The following is a 17,412-nucleotide window of genomic DNA, read 5'->3' on the forward strand; positions in this document are numbered from 1 at the left end:
TCCCCCGCCCGGGGGAGCCGGTCCCTCCGCAGGACGGAGGCCACGCCCGGGGGCGAACCGGCAGCGTTGTCGGCAACGGACGCACAGCCCGAAATCCCGCCCCGCACCGAAGGACCGACCATGCGCAAGCCGATCACCGCCATCGCCCTCGCCACCGCAGCCACCGCCCTCTCGGCGGGCACCGCCATCGCAGCCCCCGCCCCCGCGCCCGCAGCCGACCACCTCCGGCTGCACAGCTGGACCGTGCTCAACGAGCACGGCCCCGGCCCCAACCCCGGCGAGCGGCTCACCGCGTGGGTCGACGCCCGGACCGTCGACGGCCGCACACGTGGACACGCCGTGGTGCAGCACGAGTTCATCGGAACCGGTACCGCCCGGGTCGAGTTCGACATCGACTGCCTGACCGCCGACGCCGGCGGTGCGGTCACCGTCACCGGGCCGGTCGGCACCGCCACCGTCACGCCGGTCAACGGCCCGGCGACCGCCGGCCGGGCCGACTGGCACCCCGAGACCGGTCTCACCTTCTATCCCGCGGACGCGAGCGGCGAGCACCGGGTCGGCTGGGCCGGGGCCGACTTCCTGCACCCCGACGCGCCCGCCCGGGCCACCAGGTGCACCCCGGTCCCGGCCGGTCTCTGGGTCATCGAGGGTCGCACCGCCGTACACCGGTGATCCATCCGCGCCCACCGGAGAAGCACCGGAGTGAGGAGGACGGCCATGCCGACCGCCGCCGGACGGGCTGCCCGTCGTGGCCCCGCGGACACGGCAACGATCCGCAAAGCTGCCGGTCAACCGGCAGATTGGGCCCGGCGCGAGGCCGAAACCCCGGAGTACGATGGCCCGGTCCCGGAGGCGCCGAACGCATCAGAGTCCCGTGGGCCCGCCCCTCGCCGAAGCCGAAGCGATCCTCTCGGAGCGAGGTCGGGCAGGGCCGCGCGCCCGGGGATCGTCAATCGCACCACAGCACCAGGCAAGGCCCAGAACGACGGCCCGTCGTGCTGCGCAGGCAGGGCGAGGGGCCGCGCCACGCCCCGATGCCCCGTCTGTGAGGACGCACCCATGACCCCTGCCTTGTCCACCACGAGCCCGACCACCGGCGGACGCCCGACCGGGATCGCCGACTCCACCGACTCCACCTCCACAGCCACCGGAGTCTTGACCTCCACCTCCACCTCCACCGAACCCGCGACCGAACCCGCGACCGAACCCGCGACCGAACCCTCCACCTACAGCAGGCTGTTGGGCCTCCTGGCCGCCCATCCCGCCGCCTACCGGACGATCTGCCACGAGCCGGAGGGGAACACCGCCCTCGCCAGTGAGCTGCGCGGCCACCCGCTGGAACAGGCCGCCAAGTCCATCGTCATCCGGGCCAAGCGCACCAAGCAGGACGGCGGCGGCCGGTACGCGCTCGCCGTGGTGCCGGGCGACCGCCGGGTCGATCTGGACGCCGTCGGCCAGGCCCTCGGGTCCAGCCGGGTCGGCTTCGCGGACCGCACCACCGCCGAGCGGCTGAGCGGCTGCGTGACCGGCTCGATCATCCCGTTCTCGTTCCACCCCGATCTCGAACTCCTCGTCGACCACGACCTGTTGGCGCATAGCCATCTCTTTTTCAACGCCGCGAGACTCGATCGCTCCATCGAACTGCGCACCGCCGTCTACCGGACGCTGGCACAACCGCAGGTGCTCGCCATCGCTGCCTAGCCCCTCCCGGTCCGGCCCGGGAGCGGATCCCGAGCCGGACCGGACCCCCCGGGCCGCCCTGCCAGGACGAGATTCCGCCACCTCCGGCGACCTGGTAGGAAGTGGATCATCATGAACGACAACGATGTAGTACGACTGGACCAGGTCACCCGCACCTACGGAGCGGGCCAGAACACCGTCACCGCCCTGGCCGGGGTCACCCTCGGCTTCGCCCGCGGCAGCTTCACCGCCGTCATGGGCCCGTCCGGCTCCGGCAAGAGCACCCTGCTCCAGTGCGCCGCCGGACTCGACCGCCCGGACTCCGGCACCGTCATCGTCGACGGCGTCGACCTCGGCGGCCTCGACGAGACCGCCCTGACCGAACTGCGCCGGGAGCGCCTGGGCTTCGTCTTCCAGGCCTTCAACCTCCTGGGAGCCTTGACCGCCGAGCAGAACGTCGGCCTGCCACTGCGCCTGGCCGGCCGTAGACCCGACCCGGCGCAGGTCCGGGACGCCCTCGCCCAGGTGGGCCTGGGCGAGCGGACCGGCCACCTGCCCTCGCAGATGTCCGGCGGCCAGCAGCAGCGGGTGGCGATCGCCCGGGCGCTGATCGCCGCCCCCGAGGTGCTCTTCGCAGACGAACCAACCGGCGCCCTGGACAGCTCCAGCAGCCGCGAGGTGCTCACCCTGCTCCGCTCCCTGGTCGATCGGCAGGGCCAGAGCACCATCATGGTCACCCACGACCCGGTCGCTGCCTCCTACGCCGACACCGTGCTCTTCCTCGCCGACGGCCAGGTCGTCGACCGTCTGGCCGACCCGGACCCGCAGACCGTAGCCGCCCGGATGACCGCGCTGGAAGACGCCCGCGCAAAGGCTGCCGCCAACGCCGCCGCAGAAGCCGGAACCCCCGGACACGGTGACCCCCGATGAACGGTCTCCGACTGCTGCTCCCGATCGCCGCCGTCTCCCTGCGGCGACGGTGGCCGTCCTTCGTCGGCTCCTTCGTCGCGCTCGCCCTCGGCGTCGCGGTGATGTCCGCCGCCGGGGTGCTCCTCAACACCACGATGGGCGAGGACTCGCTGCCCGGCGCGCCCTCGCTGCACAAGCTGGTGAGCTTCATGGCCGCCATGGCCGGATTCGTCTCGGTCTTCGTGGTCTCCTCGACCTTCGCCTTCGCCGTCGCCCAGCGCCGCCAGGAGACGGCGATGCTGCGCGCGGTCGGCGCGACGCCGCGTCAGGTCCGGGCGCTGGTCCTCGGCGAGGCCCTGGTAGTGGCGCTGGCCGCCGCGGTCTCGGGCTGCCTGCTCGGGCTGGCCGTCGCCCCGGCGATCGCCGGCTGGCTGGTCGACCAGGGCGCCGCGCCGAGTGGCTTCCACTCCGAGCCGGCCCTGCTGCCGCTGCTGCTCGCGGCCTCGGGCGGGCTCGTCGTCGCCCTGCTCGGCGCCTACGCGGCCTCCCGCCGGGCCGGCCGGGTGCGGCCGGTGGAGGCACTGAACGAGGTCGCCGTCGACAAGAAGGTGATGCCGGTGGTCCGTTGGGTGGCCTCGGTCCTCTTCCTCGGTGTCTTCGGCTACACCCTGTCGACGTTCATCTCGATGCCCGCGTCGATGCTGGCCGACCCGCAGTCCCGCGATCCGGAGACCACCCCGCAGTGGGCGCTGCTCTTCGACGTCATGGCGGTGCTCGCCGTCGTGCTGATCGCCCCGGTGCTGGTGCCGCCGCTGGTGCGGCTGTTCACCTCGCTCGTCCCGTTGCTGCCCGGCGCGGCCGGGCTGATCGCCCGACAGAACGCGCTCGCCGCGATCCGCCGCACCGTCTCCACCGCGACGCCGGTCTTCCTGGTGATCGGCCTGGCCGGCTCGGTGGTCGGCGGCACGGTGGCCTTCAGCGACGCGATGGCCGCCCAGGGCCGCGCCGCCCTGAAGGCCGGGTACGTGATCGAGCCGTCCGACGGCCACACCGTGTCCGCCGACGCCCTCCGGGGCCTCGCCGCCCTGCCGGACGCCCGGCTGACCACCGCGGCGACCGTACGGTTCGACGGCCTGGCGCTCCCGGACCAGCAGCCCGCCCCCGGCCGCCCCACCGACCTGCCGATCCCGGAGGACGGCCTCGCCGTCGACGGCGACCTGCGCGAGGCCTGGAACCTGACCGCCGACGCCGGCTCGCTCGCGGATCTGCACGGCAGGACGGTCGCGGTCTCCACCGACATGGCGCGGGTCTTCGGCTGGCACGTCGGCGACACCCTGAACGCCCGACTCGCGGACGGTACCCGGGAGCCGCTGCGGCTGGTCGCCCAGGTCCGCCACCTGCTGCCACAGCTGCCCGAGATCGTCGTCCCCCGCGAGGCCGTCCCCGGCGAGAGCGCCGTCTCGGTCGCCTACCTGGGCACCGGCGCGGGCCCCGAGCAGGTCACGGCCGCGCTGGGCGGCAGCGCGGCCCGGGCCACCACGGGCGCGGACTGGATCGGGACGCACAACGACCGGACCGCGAAGAACAGCTGGATCGCGATGCTGGCGATCCTCGGCCCGGCCCTCCTCTACGCGCTGATCGCGATCGTCAACACGATGATGATGTCCACCGGCGACCGCCTGCGGGACTTCGCCACCCTGCGCCTGACCGGCGGCACCCGCCGCCAGGTCCTCCGCGTGGTCGCCGTCGAGACCCTGCTGGTCGTCGCCACCGCGGCGGCCCTCGGACTGCTCGTCACCCTGCTGACCCAGTACGCGACCGTCCTGCTGATCGAGAACCGCATCCTCGACGCGACCCAGTCCGCGGCCTTCGACCTGCCCTGGGGCGCCCTCGCCGGAGCCACCGCGGTCTGCCTGGTCCTCGCCCTGGTCTCCAGCCTGGCCCCGGCCCGGCTGGCGCTGCGCATCCGCCCCCTCGACCTCGCGAGCGGCCGCCACTGACCCCCGCCCCCGCCCGGCCCCGCTCCCCCACCCAGGCAGCGGGGCCGGCCCGTTCCCCCACGAAAAAGCCCAGGTCAGAAAGGATCTGACCTGGGCTTCAAGCTGAGCAGACCGGCCGAGCGACACAAAGCGCAAAAGCCCCAGGTCACGGCGAGTGAGTCCTGGGGCTTCTACAGAGCCGCCTGCGGGATTCGAACCCGCGACCTACGCATTACGAGTGCGTTGCTCTGGCCAGCTGAGCTAAGGCGGCACCGTTGCCGTGTGTGGCGGCAACGCGGGCCAGTCTACACAGGTTTCGCGGGTGATCCGTACCCGGATGCCGGGGTGTGGATCAGGCGGAGGAGACGGCCAGTTTGGCGGCGAAGCCGGCGAAGAGGACGGCGACGCCGCTGGTGAGGGTGGCGGAGAGGCGCTTGCGGCGGCGGAAGGCGGTGGCGAGGGTGGTGCCGGCGAAGATCAGCAGCGAGAGGTAGAGCAGGCTGAAGGTCTGCAGGACGCCGCCGAGGAGGGCGAAGGACAGGGCGGGCCGGCCGTAGGACGGGTCGACGAACTGGGTGAAGAAGGAGAGCAGGAAGAGGATGGCCTTGGGGTTGAGGAGGCTGACCACCAGGGCGCGGCGGAAGGGGTTCTCGGCGGATTCGGGGGCCGGCTCGGCGGTGGGGTCGGCGGCCGCCCGGCGTTCGCGCCAGAGCTCGCGGGCGGCGCGGAGCATGCCGTAGCCGAGCCAGAGCAGGTAGGCGGCGCCGCCGAACTTGACCACCGCGAAGACGGCGGGGTTGGCCTGCAGCAGGGAGGCGGCACCGATCGAGGTGAGGCTGATCAGGGTGAGGTCGCCGACGAAGACGCCGGCCGCGGCCCGGTAGCCGGTCCGGACGCCCTTGCGGGCGGCGACGGACAGCACGTACAGGGAGTTGGGGCCGGGCAGCAGGACGATGACGAGGGCGCCGAGGATGTACGTCGCCAGGTCGTTGACTCCGAGCACGTTGCGCTCCGGTGCGGGGGAAGGGCAGGGGGCGCTCATCGTAACGTCGTACCGGCAATCGATTGAAGCGAGAACTACCTACCGGTCGCCCGGAACCCCCGCCCCCTACCGGTCGCAGCGCTTGCCCGGCTCGGGGGCCTCCCCGGTCAGCAGGAAGCGGTTCACCGCCCCGTCCACGCAGGCGCTGTGCCGGCCGTACGCGGTGTGGCCGTCCCCGTCGAAGGTGAGCAGGCGGCCGGACTCCAGCTGCCCGGCCAGGGACTGGGCCCAGGCGTACGGGGTGGCCGGGTCCCGGGTGGTGCCGACGACGACGATCGGGGCGGCGCCGGCCGCCCGGATGGTGTGCGCCGTACCGGTGGCCCGGACCGGCCAGTACGCGCAGGTCAGCGCCATCCAGGCCATGTCGCGCCCGAAGTGCGGCGAGACCTGCTCGAAGTCCGGCACCGCCCGCTGGACCTCCTCCGGTCCGCGGAACGGGGCGGGCAGGTCGAGGCAGTTCACCGCCGTGTTGGCGAACATCAGGTTGGGGTACGAGCCGTCCGCCTCGCGCCCGTAGTAGGCGTCGGAGAGCTTCAGCAGCCCGGTGCCGTCGCCCGCCTTGGCGTCGGCGAGCGCGGTGCGCAGCTTGGGCCAGAGGAAGTCGGCGTACATGGCCTCGATGACGCCGGTGGTCGCCTGGGACTCGGTGAGTCGGCGCCCGCTGTCCGTGGTGGGCAGCGAGGCGGTCTGGACGGCCGCGAACAGGGCTCTGAGCTGCTCGCCGACCTGCTGCTCGGTGCGGCCGAGCGGGCAGTCCTCACGCTTGGCGCAGTCCTTGGCGAAGGCGGCCCAGGCGGTCTCGAAGCCGCCGGCCTGGGTGCGGTTGCCGGTGACCGAGTCGAGCGCCGGGTCCATCGCGCCGTCCAGCAGCAGCCGGCCCACCCGGGTCGGGAAGAGCCCCGCGTAGGTCGCGCCGAGGAAGGTTCCGTAGGACTTGCCGACGAAGTTCAGCCGCTCGTCGCCCAGCAGGGCGCGCAGCACGTCCATGTCCCGGGCGGCCTCGACGGTGCTGAGGTGGCCGAGCGCCGTTCCGGCCTGCTTCCGGCAGCCCTCGGCGAACTCCTTGTCGGCGGCGACGAGGGCGTCGATCCCGTGCTGGTCGCCGGGGGTCAGGTCGACGGCGGTGAAGGCGTCCATCCGGTCGCCGCTCAGGCAGGTGACGGGGGTGCTGCGGCCCACCCCGCGCGGGTCGAGGCCGACCAGGTCATACCGGGCCCGCACCCCGAGGTCGTACGTCCGGGCGGCGGACTCCAGGTACTCGACCGCCGAGCCGCCGGGCCCGCCCGGGTTGAGCAGCAGCGAGCCGAGCCGCGGGTCGTGGGAGCCGGCGCCGGTACCCGCGCCGGTCGCGGCGGGTTCGGCCGCCGCGCGGGCGGCCGCCAGGGTGAGCTCGCCGTCCCCCGGCCGGTCGTAGTCCAGCGGCACCCGGAACGTCGTGCACTCGAACCCGCCGTCGCACGGCTGCCAGGCCAACCGCTGCGCGTAGTACGGCGCGAGCGCGGCCGGGACGGTGGCGGGCAGCGGCTCCAACGGGGTGGCCCCCGGCGCGCCGGCCGCCGGGGTCGAGGGCTCGCCGGGGCCCGGCGTCGCGGCCGGGGCCGAGGACACACCGGAGTCGGCCGAATCGGACGAGGCCGCCCTCGGCGCCCCGTACGGGCCTGAGCCGCACCCGCCGGCCAGCAGGCCGACGGCCAGCGCCGCGGCCGACACCCGCGCCGTCGCGGCCAGTACCCGAATCCGCCCGAAGGCCCTCATCCGGTTGCTCTCCTCAGAGGATGGAAGGGACGAAGAAGCGATGACCCGGAAAGCGGAGGAAACGCCGCTGCCCGGTACCCACCCCGGGGTACCGGGCAGCGTAACGCCCGCTCGACGGGTGCTCAGGACGCCTTGGCCAGCGCCTCGGCCAGGAACTGCGCCGCCTGCCGGACCAGCCGCAGCCGCTCCCGGTCGGGGGTGAAGTCCTGCACGTTGTCCGAGATCCGCACCTCGGCCTTGGCCGCCGGACCGGGGCCCGCCTTGAGTGAGGCCTGGAGCTTGCGGGCCGCGTCCAGCCCGGCGGAGTCGGCCTTGGCGGCGGCCAGCAGCAGCTTGGCCGCGCTGCCGGTCGGGGCCTCGGCCCCGGTCTGGGTGAGCGCGGCGGCGTCGTAGCGGCCGGAGACCGCCGCGGCCGCGCCGTACAGGTCGGGGCGGGCCAGCCCGGCGGCGGCCGCGCACGGCGCGCCGCCGTCGACGCCGAGGGTGCCCCAGGAAGCCGGGCCGGGCGGCAGGGTGCGGAAGGAGGCCGCGATGGTGGTGCGCAGCGTCGCGTCGTCCGCGACGGCGGCCGGGGCGGCGGCGACCAGCTCACAGGGGTGCGCGGTGCCGTTCGGCGCCTCGGGGGCGACCAGGATGAACGCGCGGGCCTTGCCGGTCTGCAGCGCCGAGCCGATGCCCTCGAACACGTCCGGGACCTCGGCGTCGGCGGTCCTGCGCGGCGCGGCCGCGTGCATCACGACGACCGGGAAGCGCGCGTTGGGCTCCTTGGCGTACTGCGGCGGCAGCCAGACCCGGACATTGCGCGGGCGCCCGTCGGGGCCGAGCACGGCGGACTGAAGGAGCTCGCCGCCGCCCGGGTGGCCGACGCTGTCGAAGCGGCTGACCACGGCGGGGGCCGTGGTGGCGACCGGGGTGGCAGCGGCGGCAGCAGCGCCGGCGGCCGGCTCGGTGGCCGCGGGCGGCGCCGCCTGCTGCCGGGCGGCCGCCCCGGCTGCCGACTCCGAGCCCGCCCCCGCCGCGTCCACGACGGGCTGCGGACGGTCCGGGTCCTGGTCGCCGCGGCCGAGAGCGCCGAAGGCGCCGAGCCCGGTGAGCAGCGTCAACCCGGTGACGCACACCCCGCAGACCATCGCCCCGCCCGCGCGCACCAGCATCGGCCACCGGTCTCCGGCCAGCTCGTAGGTCTCGGCGGCGCGCAGGTCGCGCCAGCGCTGCAGGGCACCGCGGGCCAGCCAGATCCCGCCGAGCGCGGCGGCCAGTAGGGGAATGACGAGGAGCGAACGAACCATGCGACGCACCGCCTCGGGAGGAGGGCCGGCGCCGGACCGGACCCGGCGCGTACGGGAGGCGACCGGCCCGGCACCGGGCGCAGTCGGCCCCCAGCGTGCACAACCGGCGGACGGTCACACGCTCGTGTGCCCGGCGCGTATCGCCCGTTCACTCGAAGGTGGGACAACGCACCGGCTCCGGCAGGCGTACGGCCGTCGGCCGGTGGAGCGGACCGGCGGACGGCTTGGGCGGACGGCTTGGGCGGACCGGCGGACGGCTTGGGCGGACGGCTTGGGCGGAGCGGACCGGCGGACGGCTGGGCGGAGCGGACCGGCGGAGCGCCCCTACGGACGACCCGGCCGACACCCCTGCGGCCGGCTCAGCCCGCGCGCAGCGCCACCGTCATCGCCTCGACCGCCAGCAGCGGGTCCACGTTGCGGTCCAGCGCCTCGCGGCAGGCCAGCACCGCCTCGATCCGGCGCAGCGTGCCCTCCGCCGGACCGGCCTGGGCGACCCGGTTCAGGGCCTGCCGCTGGTCCTCGTTGGCGAGCGCGCCGGTGGAGCCGAACTGGATCGCGAGCACGTCCCGGTAGAAGCCGAGCAGGTCGAGCAGGGCGACGCCGAGGGTCTCCCGGCGGGTGCGGGTGGCGCGGCTCTTCTGCCGCTTCTCCAGCTCCTTGACCGCCCCGGCCATGCCGCGCGGCGCCTTGCTGCCCTCGGCGGCGCCGTAGGCGGCCTTGAGGTCGTCGGTCTCCTTGGCGTCCTGGGTCTCGGCGAGCGCTTCCGCGTCGGCCTTGGCGGTGTCGACCAGGCGCTGGGCGGCGGTCAGGCAGCCGCCGATGTCGCCGACCTCCAGCGGGATCCGCAGCACGTCCGTCCGGCGGGTGCGGACCTGCTCGTCGACGGCGAGGCGGCGGGAGCGCTCGATGTCGCCCTGTCCGGCGAGCGCGGCGAGCCTGGCGGTCTCCGGGTCGACGCCGTCGCGGCGGACCAGCGTGTCGGCGACCGCCTCGGCGGCGGGGGTGCGCAGCACCAGCAGGCGGCAGCGCGAGCGGATGGTCGGCAGCACGTCCTGGACGGAGGGGGCGCAGAGCAGCCAGACGGTGCGCGGGGAGGGCTCCTCCACGCCCTTGAGCAGCGCGTTCGCGGCGGCCTCGGTGAGCCGGTGGGCGGCGTCCACCAGGATCACCGACCAGCGGCCGCCGGTCGGGTAGCTGGAGGCGCGCAGCACCAGGGCGCGCATGTCGCCGACACCGATGGACAGGCCGTCGGTCCGGACGTACTTCACGTCGGCGTGGCTGCCGGCCAGCACGGTGTGGCAACCGTCGCAGAACCCGCAGCCGGGCGTGCCGCCGAGCGCGAGGTCGGGACTGGTGCACTGGAGGGAGGCGGCGAAGGCTCGCGCGGCGGTGACCTGGCCGGCACCGGGCGGACCGGTGAACAGCCAGGCGTGCGTCATCAGGGAGGCGTTCCCACCCTCGACGGGGGCGGCCCCGCGGCCGACCTCGACCGCCGCCCCGGCTGCCCGGGCTGCGGCGGTCAGCTGCTCGACCACCCGCTCCTGGCCCACCAGGTCGTCCCAGACGGCCACTACTGCTCCCAAGCTCCGTACGGCAGCGCCCACGGCGCCTCTTCCCCGCCGTCGAGCATACGTCTCCGCCCCGACAGCCACTGCTCCATCGGGGTCACGGCGGACGGGCGGAGCGGCGGGCAGCGGACGGCCGACGGCGGACGCGCGGTGGCCGGAGGAGCAGACGGACGGGCCGACGGCATGACCGCCACCGGCCCGGGGCCGCCGCCCGACAGCAAGGCGGCGCCGCCGGGGAGCTACCCCGACGGCGCCGCCCACACCGTGTCCGGTCAGCACCGTGTCCGGTCAGCCCCGGCGGCCCCAGCGCCGGCCCTTGCCCTTGCCGTCACCGTCCTTGCCGTCGCCGCCCTGGCCCTGGTCGTCGCCGTCGCGCGGATCCGCAGCACGCTGCGGGCCACCCTGACCCTGGCCCTGGCCCGGGTTGCCGCCGTGCTCCCAGCGCGTCCACTCGTCGTGCGAGCCGAGCAGGGTGTCGGTGAGGCTCGGCAGGTCGTCCATCGGCGTCTCCTCGGCCCACTCCGGCCGAGGCCGCTCGGCGACCGGCTGCGGCTGCGGCTGCGGCTGCGGCTGCGGCTGCTGAGCCTGAGGCTTCGCCGGGGGCTGCTGCCGAGGCGGCTGGGCCTGGCGCCGAGGCTCCGTGGCGGGCTCCCCGCCGACCACCGGCAGCTCACGCGTGCTGTCCACCGGACGGTCCGGCTCGACCCGCGGCAGCACCGCGGTCCGGTCGGCCTCCGCCGGGACCGTCGGCAGCACGGCCGTCTCGTCCACCGCCGAGGCCGGCACCACCGGCAGCTTGGCGGTCGCGTCGACCGCCCCGGCGGCTCCCGCCGCCTTGCGAGCCTCGGCGGCCTCGGCCGCCCGGACCGCGGCCTGCCGGTCCCGCGGCGACAGCTCGCGCGTCGCCTCGTCCCCGAGCCCGTCCGCCGGACCCTGCGCAGCATCCCGAACCCCAGCAGTCCGAGCCGCAGCGTCGTCCGGGGTGTTCCGGACCGCCCGCAGCTGCGTGGTCACGGCATCCCCGCCCGGCGCACCCGGGGCCGCCCCCGGCCGCCCGGTCGCCCGGTCCTCCGCCGTCTCGGCCGCCGCAGCCGCGGCCGCCAGGGCGGCGGCCTGCGCCAGCCGAGCCTCCTCGGCCCGCTGCAGCGCCTCCTCCGCCCGGCGGCGCTGCTCCTCGCGGGCGAGCTCCCGCTGCCGCTGCAGCTCGGCCTGGGCGGCCGCCTCGTCGGCGATCCGCTTGCGCTCGGCGGCCTCGGCCGCCAGCCGGGCCTCCTCCACGGCGCGGAGCCTGGCTTCCTCCTCGGCGCGGCGCTTGGCCTCCTCCTCGGCCCTGCGGCGCGCTTCCTCCTCGGCCTTGCGCCGGGCCTCGGCGGCGGCCCGCTCGGCCTCCTCCTTGGCCAGCCGCTCCTTCTCCGCCTGCTCGGCGCGCAGCTGCGCCAGCAGCTCCTGCCGCTTGCGCTCGGCGGCCTCCTCCTCGGCCTTCTTGCGGGCCTCCTCGGCGGCGCGGCGCTCGGCCTCCTCACGGGCGAGGCGCTCCTGCTCGGCGCGGGCGGCCTTCTCCTGCTCGGAGAGCGGCAGCTCGCGGTCGAGCCGGTGCCGGATGGCGATGGTGACGGAGCCGGGGGCCTGGCTTCCGTCCACGACCAGGTAGCGCGCCGGGTCGGCGGCCGCGAGGGCGAGGAAGCCGGCCCGGACCCGCTGGTGGAACTCGGTGGGCTCGGACTCGAGCCGGTCCAGCGCCTCGGTGAAGCGCTCCCGGGCCCTGGTCGGGTCGACGTCCAGCACGACGGTCAGGTCGGGCAGCAGTCCGCCGGTGGCCCAGCGGGAGATCCGGGCGACCTCGGTGGCGGCCAGGTCGCGCCCGGCGCCCTGGTAGGCGATGGAGGAGTCCATGTACCGGTCGGTGATCACCACGGCGCCGCGGGCGAGGGCCGGGCGGATGACGTTCTCGACGTGCTCGGCGCGGTCGGCGGCGTAGATCAGCGCTTCGGCGCGGTGCGACAGGCCGGTGTTGCCGACATCCAGGACGAGGCCGCGCAGCCGCTGGCCGACCGGGCTGCCACCGGGCTCGCGGGTGAGCACGACCTCGTGCCCCTTGCCGCGGATCCACTCGGCGAGTGCCTGGGCCTGGGTGGACTTGCCGGCGCCGTCGCCGCCCTCGAGGGCGATGAAGAAGCCGGTGCCCGCGCCCCGGTGCGGGACGGGGCCGACGGCGCCGCGCACCGCGTCCACCAGGTCCCGGCCGAACGGCACGGTGCCGCGCCGGTCGTCGGTGCGCAGCAGCACGACGGCGGCGAGCACCAGGGTGAGCAGCCCCGCGGTGGCGACGGCGAGGGCCGCGCCGCCGTGGATGAAGGTGAAGGAGCCGGGTTCGACGGTGCCGTACTCGACGTCCCCGTAGGCGGCGGCGATCAGCGGGACGACGACCAGCGCGGCGGCGACCACGGTCCGCAGCACCGCCACGAGGTGCTCGGTGACCTTCGGCAGCCGGGCCTCCTCGACCTCCTGGGCAAGCAGGGTGCGCCCGGCCGAGACGACGATCCCGGCGGCCAGCGCGGCCAGCACGGTGAGCAGCAGGACCAGCACGAAGTCCAGCACCAGCCCGGCCAGGATCAGCGCGACGCCCTGGGTGAGCAGCGCCAGCGCGAGCAGTCGGCGGCGGGAGAGCGAGGGCAGCGTGGCCCGGGTGAGCCGGGCGCCGAGGGCGGGCGCCGCGGTGGCGGCGAGCACGAGCAGGCCGTAGCCGATCGGCCCGGCCCGGTGTTCGGCGGCGGTGAGCAGCGCGAGCGCGGCGACGCCCGCCATCGAGGCGAAGCCGGCCGCGACGGCGAAGGTGAAGTACGGGGCGCTGCCGGTGCGGCCCTTGCCCAGCGCGGGACCGGGTGCCGAGTCGGTCGGGGCGCGCAGGCCCTGCAGCGGGGAGACCGGGGCGACGGCCACCGGGCCGCCAGGCAGCTGCTGGAGGTAGCCGCGGGTCGCCGAGGCGGCGAACAGCCCTGCCGCGCCGAGTGCCGCGAAGGTGAGCTGGTGGGCGCGAAGCCAGTCCGAGCCGGCCGCCGCGCCGATGTTGTTGAGCAGGGTGAAGCCGACCAGGCCGACGGCGGCCAGCGGCACGGTGACCCAGCCGGTGAAGCGGTCGATGCCCCGGACGGTCTCCAGGTTCGCGGCCGCGGGCCGCTGCTCGGCGGCCGGGGCGTAGGGGTTGGCCGGCGGCAGCAGGCCGGGGACGGCGGCGGCCTTGGCGATCCCCCAGACCCGCTCGGCGGCACCGGTGACGAACACGGTGGCGAGCAGGACGTAGGTGGCGGCCCCGGAGGGCTTCGAGCCGGAGCCCAGCCAGACGGTCCACCAGGGCGCGAGGCCGATCAGCAGGGCGCGCAGCGCGTCGGCGCCGACCAGCGTCCAGCGCCGGTCGAACTTGCCCGCGACCAGCCGGTGCACCGGGCCGAGCAGCGCCACACCGACCAGGCCGGTGGCCGCCACCCGGACGGCGAGGACCGCCGCGAGGGCGAAGGCGAGGCTGCGCGGCAGGTCGCCGAACCGGCCGCCCAGGGCGGCCGCGATCACGGTGAGCGCGAGCAGCACCAGCAGGCCGAGCCGGTCGGCGGTGCCGCCGATCAGCTGGGTGGTCCACAGACGCCGGTAGGCCCGGGTCCGCAGCAGTGCCCGGGCCCGGTCCACCGGGGTCCCGGCGGGCGCGACCTCCGGCAGGTCGGGCGTCGCGGCTCTGGCGGCCGGGGCGGCGCTGGGGGTGGGCTGCTCCTCGCTCGTCATACGGTCAGCGTAGCGGGCGGGGCTTGGCCGGATTGTGGCGAACGGGCTTCCGGATCCCGCTCATCACCGGGTTGTGACGTTCCCCGCACAGATCCGCGCACAGATCCCCACGCGGGCCCCGCACAGATCCGCACAGCTCCCCGACCGCCCTGACCACCTCCCGCCCGGTCCCCGGCAGCACGCGGGCCCGTACCCCCGGGATCGGGGGCACGGGCCCGTCGGCGGTGATCGGGGATCAGTCCTCGTCGGTCGCCGTGGTCTTGGCGGCGGCCGTCTTCTTGGTCGCCGTCTTCTTCGCCGCCGCCGTCTTGGTCGTGGTCTTCTTGGCGGCGGTCTTCTTCGCGGCCGCGGTCTTGGTGGCCGTGGCCGCCGTCTTGGTCGCGGTCGCCTTCTTGGCGGCGGTCTTCTTCGCCGGGGCCTTCTTCGCCGTCTTCTTCACCGGTCCGCGCGCCCGCTTCTCGGCGAGCAGCTCGTAGCCGCGCTCCGGCGTGATGGTCTCGACGTCGTCGTCCTTGCGCAGGGTCGCGTTGGTCTCGCCGTCGGTCACGTACGGGCCGAAGCGGCCGTCCTTGACCACCACCGGGCGCTCGCTGACCGGGTCGTTGCCCAGCTCCTTGAGCGGCGGGGCGGCGGCGGCCCGGCCGCGCTGCTTGGGCTGGGCGTAGATCGCCAGCGCCTCGTCGAGGGTGATCGTGAAGAGCTGGTCCTCGCTGGTGAGCGAGCGGGAGTCGGTGCCGCGCTTGAGGTACGGGCCGTAGCGGCCGTTCTGCGCGGTGATCTCCGCGCCCTCGGCGTCGGTGCCGACCACGCGCGGCAGCGAGAGCAGCCGCAGCGCGTCCTCCAGGGTGACGGTGTCCAGCGACATCGTCTTGAACAGCGAGGCGGTGCGCGGCTTGACCGCGTTCTTGCCGGTCTTGGGCGTGCCCTCGGGCAGGATCTCGGTCACGTACGGGCCGTAGCGGCCGTCCTTGGCGACGAGCATGTTGCCGCTGACCGGGTCCGGGCCGAGCTCGAAGTCGCCGCTGGGCTTGGCCAGCAGCTCCTCGGCCAGCTCGACGGTGAGCTCGTCCGGCGGCAGCTCGTCCGGGATGTCGGCGCGCTGGCCGGGCTCGCCCTCGACGGCGGAGGCACGCTCGACGTACGGGCCGTAGCGGCCGACCCGCAGCGTGATGTCGTCGCTGATCCGGAACGAGCTGATCTCCCGGGCGTCGATCGCGCCGAGGTCGGTGACCAGTTCCTTCAGGCCGCCCAGGTGGTCGCCGTCGCCGTTGCCGGCCTCGGCGGCGCCGCCCACGGCGTGGCCTTCGCCCTCGCCGAAGTAGAAGCGCTTCAGCCACGGCACGGACTTGGCCTCACCGGCGGCGATCCGGTCGAGGTCGTCCTCCATCTTGGCGGTGAAGTCGTAGTCGACCAGCCGGCCGAAGTGCTTCTCCAGCAGGTTGACCACGGCGAAGGAGAGGAACGACGGGACGAGCGCCGTCCCCTTCTTGAACACGTACCGGCGCTGGATGATCGTGTCGATGATCGACGCGTAGGTGGAGGGGCGGCCGATCTCCCGGTCCTCCAGCTCCTTGACCAGCGAGGCCTCGGTGTAGCGGGCCGGCGGCTTGGTGGCGTGGCCCTCCGGGGTGATCCGCTCGGCGCCCAGCGGGTCGCCCTGGTCGACCTGCGGCAGCCGGCGCTCGCGGTCGTCGAGCTCGGCGTTCGGGTCGTCGGCGCCCTCGACGTAGGCCTTGAGGAAGCCGTGGAAGGTGATGATCTTGCCGGAGGCGGAGAACTCGACGTCCCGGCCGTCGGCGGAGGCGCCGCCGACCCGGACGGTGACGGACTGGCCGACGGCGTCCTTCATCTGGGAAGCGACGGTGCGCATCCAGATCAGCTCGTAGAGCCGGAAGTCGTCACCGGTCAGGCCGGTCTCGGCGGGGGTGCGGAAGCGGTCGCCGGAGGGGCGGACGGCCTCGTGCGCCTCCTGCGCGTTCTTGACCTTGCTGGCGTAGGTGCGCGGGGCGTCCGGCAGGTAGTCGGCGCCGTACAGCTGGGTGACCTGGGCGCGGGCGGCGCCGATCGCGGTCTCCGACAGCGTCGTGGAGTCGGTACGCATATAGGTGATGAAGCCGTTCTCGTACAGCTTCTGGGCCACCTGCATGGTCCGCTTGGCCCCGAAGCCCAGCTTGCGGCTGGCCTCCTGCTGGAGCGTGGTGGTGCGGAACGGCGCGTACGGCGAGCGGCGGTAGGGCTTGGACTCGACGCTGCGGACGCTGTACGCGGTCTGCTCCAGGGCGGCGGCCAGCTGCCGGGCGGCCTGCTCGTCCAGGTGCAGGGTGTTGGCGCTGCCGGCCTTCAGGCGGCCGTCCGAGCCGAAGTCGCGGCCGCTGGCGATCCGCTTGCCGTCGACCGAGGCGAGCCGGGCGCCGAAGGTCTCCGGGTTGGCGGAGTCGGCCGGGGTGCGACCGGTACCGAAGGTCCCGACCAGGTCCCAGTACGAGGCGGTGCGGAAGGCAATCCGCTCACGCTCGCGCTCGACCACCAGCCGGGTGGCGACGGACTGCACGCGGCCCGCCGACAGCTTCGGCATGACCTTCTTCCACAGCACCGGCGAGACCTCGAAGCCGTAGAGGCGGTCGAGGATGCGACGGGTCTCCTGGGCGTCGACCAGGCGCTGGTTGAGCTCGCGCGGGTTGGCCACGGCCTCCTGGATCGCCGACTTGGTGATCTCGTGGAACACCATCCGGTGCACCGGCACCTTGGGCTTGAGCACCTGCTGCAGGTGCCACGCGATGGCCTCGCCCTCGCGGTCCTCATCGGTGGCGAGGAAGAGCTCGTCGGACTCCGCGAGCAGCGACTTCAACTTGCTGACCTGGGACTTCTTGTCCGCGTTGACCACGTAGATCGGCGCGAAGTCGTGATCGACGTCCACTCCGAGTCGGCGCACCTCACCGGTGTACTTGTCCGGCACCTCGGCCGCGGTGCTGGGCAGGTCGCGGATGTGCCCGACGCTCGCCTCGACGATGTAGCCGGGGCCAAGGTAGCCCTTGATCGTCTTCGCCTTGGCCGGCGACTCGACAATGACGAGTCGCTGTCCGTGCGCGGTCTCGCTGCTCGGGGACACCTTCGCTCTTCTCTCCCGGTCCTTATGTGGCTGGTCGGCGCTGGCAGCACGGGCTGCGCTCCGCCCGACCCCTCCACCGTCCCGGGGCCGCCGCTGCACGACACCCCACCAGCGGAGTGTGACCGTACCCCGGCCACCCTTGTCAAACGGACGGATACCGCGTTTTCACTTGCCGGGCTCACCGACGCCACTCGAACGGTAACCCGATGACGGAGGTTCCCGCCCCGTGGAGGGCGGCCTTCGGCAGGTTCCGGAGGATGGAATGACGGATTTCAAGATCTGTCAACGGAAAATCGACGGTGGATCG

The 17,412-nt window shown here is 74.6% G+C and carries 10 protein-coding genes and 1 tRNA gene; 4 read left to right on the top strand and 7 right to left on the bottom strand.

Features of this window, described 5'->3' with window-relative positions; all coding sequences use genetic code 11:
• Positions 1-120 precede the first annotated feature (120 nt).
• From ACZ52R_RS00945 to ACZ52R_RS00960, 4 genes are all read left to right on the top strand, one after another.
• Entirely contained in the window at positions 121-672 is a 552-nt protein-coding gene (locus ACZ52R_RS00945) for a hypothetical protein (RefSeq protein WP_465622648.1), read from the top strand.
• Between the two features lie 387 nt (positions 673-1,059).
• The gene (locus tag ACZ52R_RS00950) at positions 1,060-1,701 is read left to right on the top strand and encodes a YbaK/EbsC family protein (RefSeq protein ID WP_465752395.1); all 642 of its coding nucleotides are present in this window, start codon (positions 1,060-1,062) and stop codon (positions 1,699-1,701) included.
• A gap of 111 nt (positions 1,702-1,812) precedes the next feature.
• Positions 1,813-2,610, top strand: a complete 798-nt coding sequence (locus tag ACZ52R_RS00955) for an ABC transporter ATP-binding protein (protein WP_465622652.1) — start codon at positions 1,813-1,815, stop codon at positions 2,608-2,610.
• On the top strand, positions 2,607-4,589 hold the full coding sequence (locus ACZ52R_RS00960) for an FtsX-like permease family protein (protein ID WP_465752397.1): 1,983 nt from the start codon (positions 2,607-2,609) through the stop codon (positions 4,587-4,589). Before ACZ52R_RS00955 ends, ACZ52R_RS00960 begins: the two co-directional genes overlap by 4 nt.
• A 176-nt stretch (positions 4,590-4,765) precedes the next feature.
• On the opposite strand, the gene ACZ52R_RS00965 is transcribed toward ACZ52R_RS00960, so the two are convergent.
• The 7 genes from ACZ52R_RS00965 to topA all read right to left on the bottom strand — a co-directional run bounded on the left by ACZ52R_RS00965 (position 4,766) and on the right by topA (position 17,105).
• Positions 4,766-4,839: transfer RNA gene (locus ACZ52R_RS00965), tRNA-Thr, on the bottom strand.
• Between the two features lie 81 nt (positions 4,840-4,920).
• Entirely contained in the window at positions 4,921-5,571 is a 651-nt protein-coding gene (gene leuE, locus ACZ52R_RS00970; RefSeq protein WP_465752565.1) for a leucine efflux protein LeuE, read from the bottom strand.
• Between the two features lie 105 nt (positions 5,572-5,676).
• The gene (locus ACZ52R_RS00975; protein ID WP_465622657.1) at positions 5,677-7,365 is read right to left on the bottom strand and encodes an alpha/beta hydrolase; all 1,689 of its coding nucleotides are present in this window, start codon (positions 7,363-7,365) and stop codon (positions 5,677-5,679) included.
• Positions 7,366-7,487: 122 nt separating this feature from the next.
• Positions 7,488-8,654 carry an alpha/beta hydrolase gene (locus ACZ52R_RS00980; RefSeq protein ID WP_465622658.1) on the bottom strand — a complete coding sequence of 389 codons (1,167 nt, stop codon included), beginning with the start codon at positions 8,652-8,654 and terminating at the stop codon, positions 7,488-7,490.
• 359 nt (positions 8,655-9,013) lie between these two features.
• Positions 9,014-10,225, bottom strand: a complete 1,212-nt coding sequence (locus ACZ52R_RS00985) for a DNA polymerase III subunit delta' (RefSeq protein WP_360496675.1) — start codon at positions 10,223-10,225, stop codon at positions 9,014-9,016.
• 285 nt (positions 10,226-10,510) lie between these two features.
• A complete protein-coding gene (gene tmk / locus ACZ52R_RS00990; protein WP_465752399.1) occupies positions 10,511-13,996 on the bottom strand; it encodes a dTMP kinase in 3,486 nt (1,161 codons plus the stop codon).
• A gap of 235 nt (positions 13,997-14,231) precedes the next feature.
• The gene (gene topA / locus ACZ52R_RS00995; protein ID WP_465752401.1) at positions 14,232-17,105 is read right to left on the bottom strand and encodes a type I DNA topoisomerase; all 2,874 of its coding nucleotides are present in this window, start codon (positions 17,103-17,105) and stop codon (positions 14,232-14,234) included.
• Positions 17,106-17,412 lie beyond the last annotated feature (307 nt).

This window comes from Kitasatospora sp. NPDC034023 (assembly GCF_055575795.1).

What these genes read in the sequence shown, in the direction of transcription:
- ACZ52R_RS00945 (WP_465622648.1), top strand. Translation starts at nt 121, where the DNA reads ATGCGCAAGCCGATCACCGCCATCGCCCTCGCCACCGCAGCCACCGCC.
- ACZ52R_RS00950 (WP_465752395.1), top strand. Translation starts at nt 1,060, where the DNA reads ATGACCCCTGCCTTGTCCACCACGAGCCCGACCACCGGCGGACGCCCG.
- ACZ52R_RS00955 (WP_465622652.1), top strand. Translation starts at nt 1,813, where the DNA reads ATGAACGACAACGATGTAGTACGACTGGACCAGGTCACCCGCACCTAC.
- ACZ52R_RS00960 (WP_465752397.1), top strand. Translation starts at nt 2,607, where the DNA reads ATGAACGGTCTCCGACTGCTGCTCCCGATCGCCGCCGTCTCCCTGCGG.
- ACZ52R_RS00975 (WP_465622657.1), bottom strand. Translation starts at nt 7,365, where the DNA reads ATGAGGGCCTTCGGGCGGATTCGGGTACTGGCCGCGACGGCGCGGGTG.
- ACZ52R_RS00980 (WP_465622658.1), bottom strand. Translation starts at nt 8,654, where the DNA reads ATGGTTCGTTCGCTCCTCGTCATTCCCCTACTGGCCGCCGCGCTCGGC.
- tmk (WP_465752399.1), bottom strand. Translation starts at nt 13,996, where the DNA reads ATGACGAGCGAGGAGCAGCCCACCCCCAGCGCCGCCCCGGCCGCCAGA.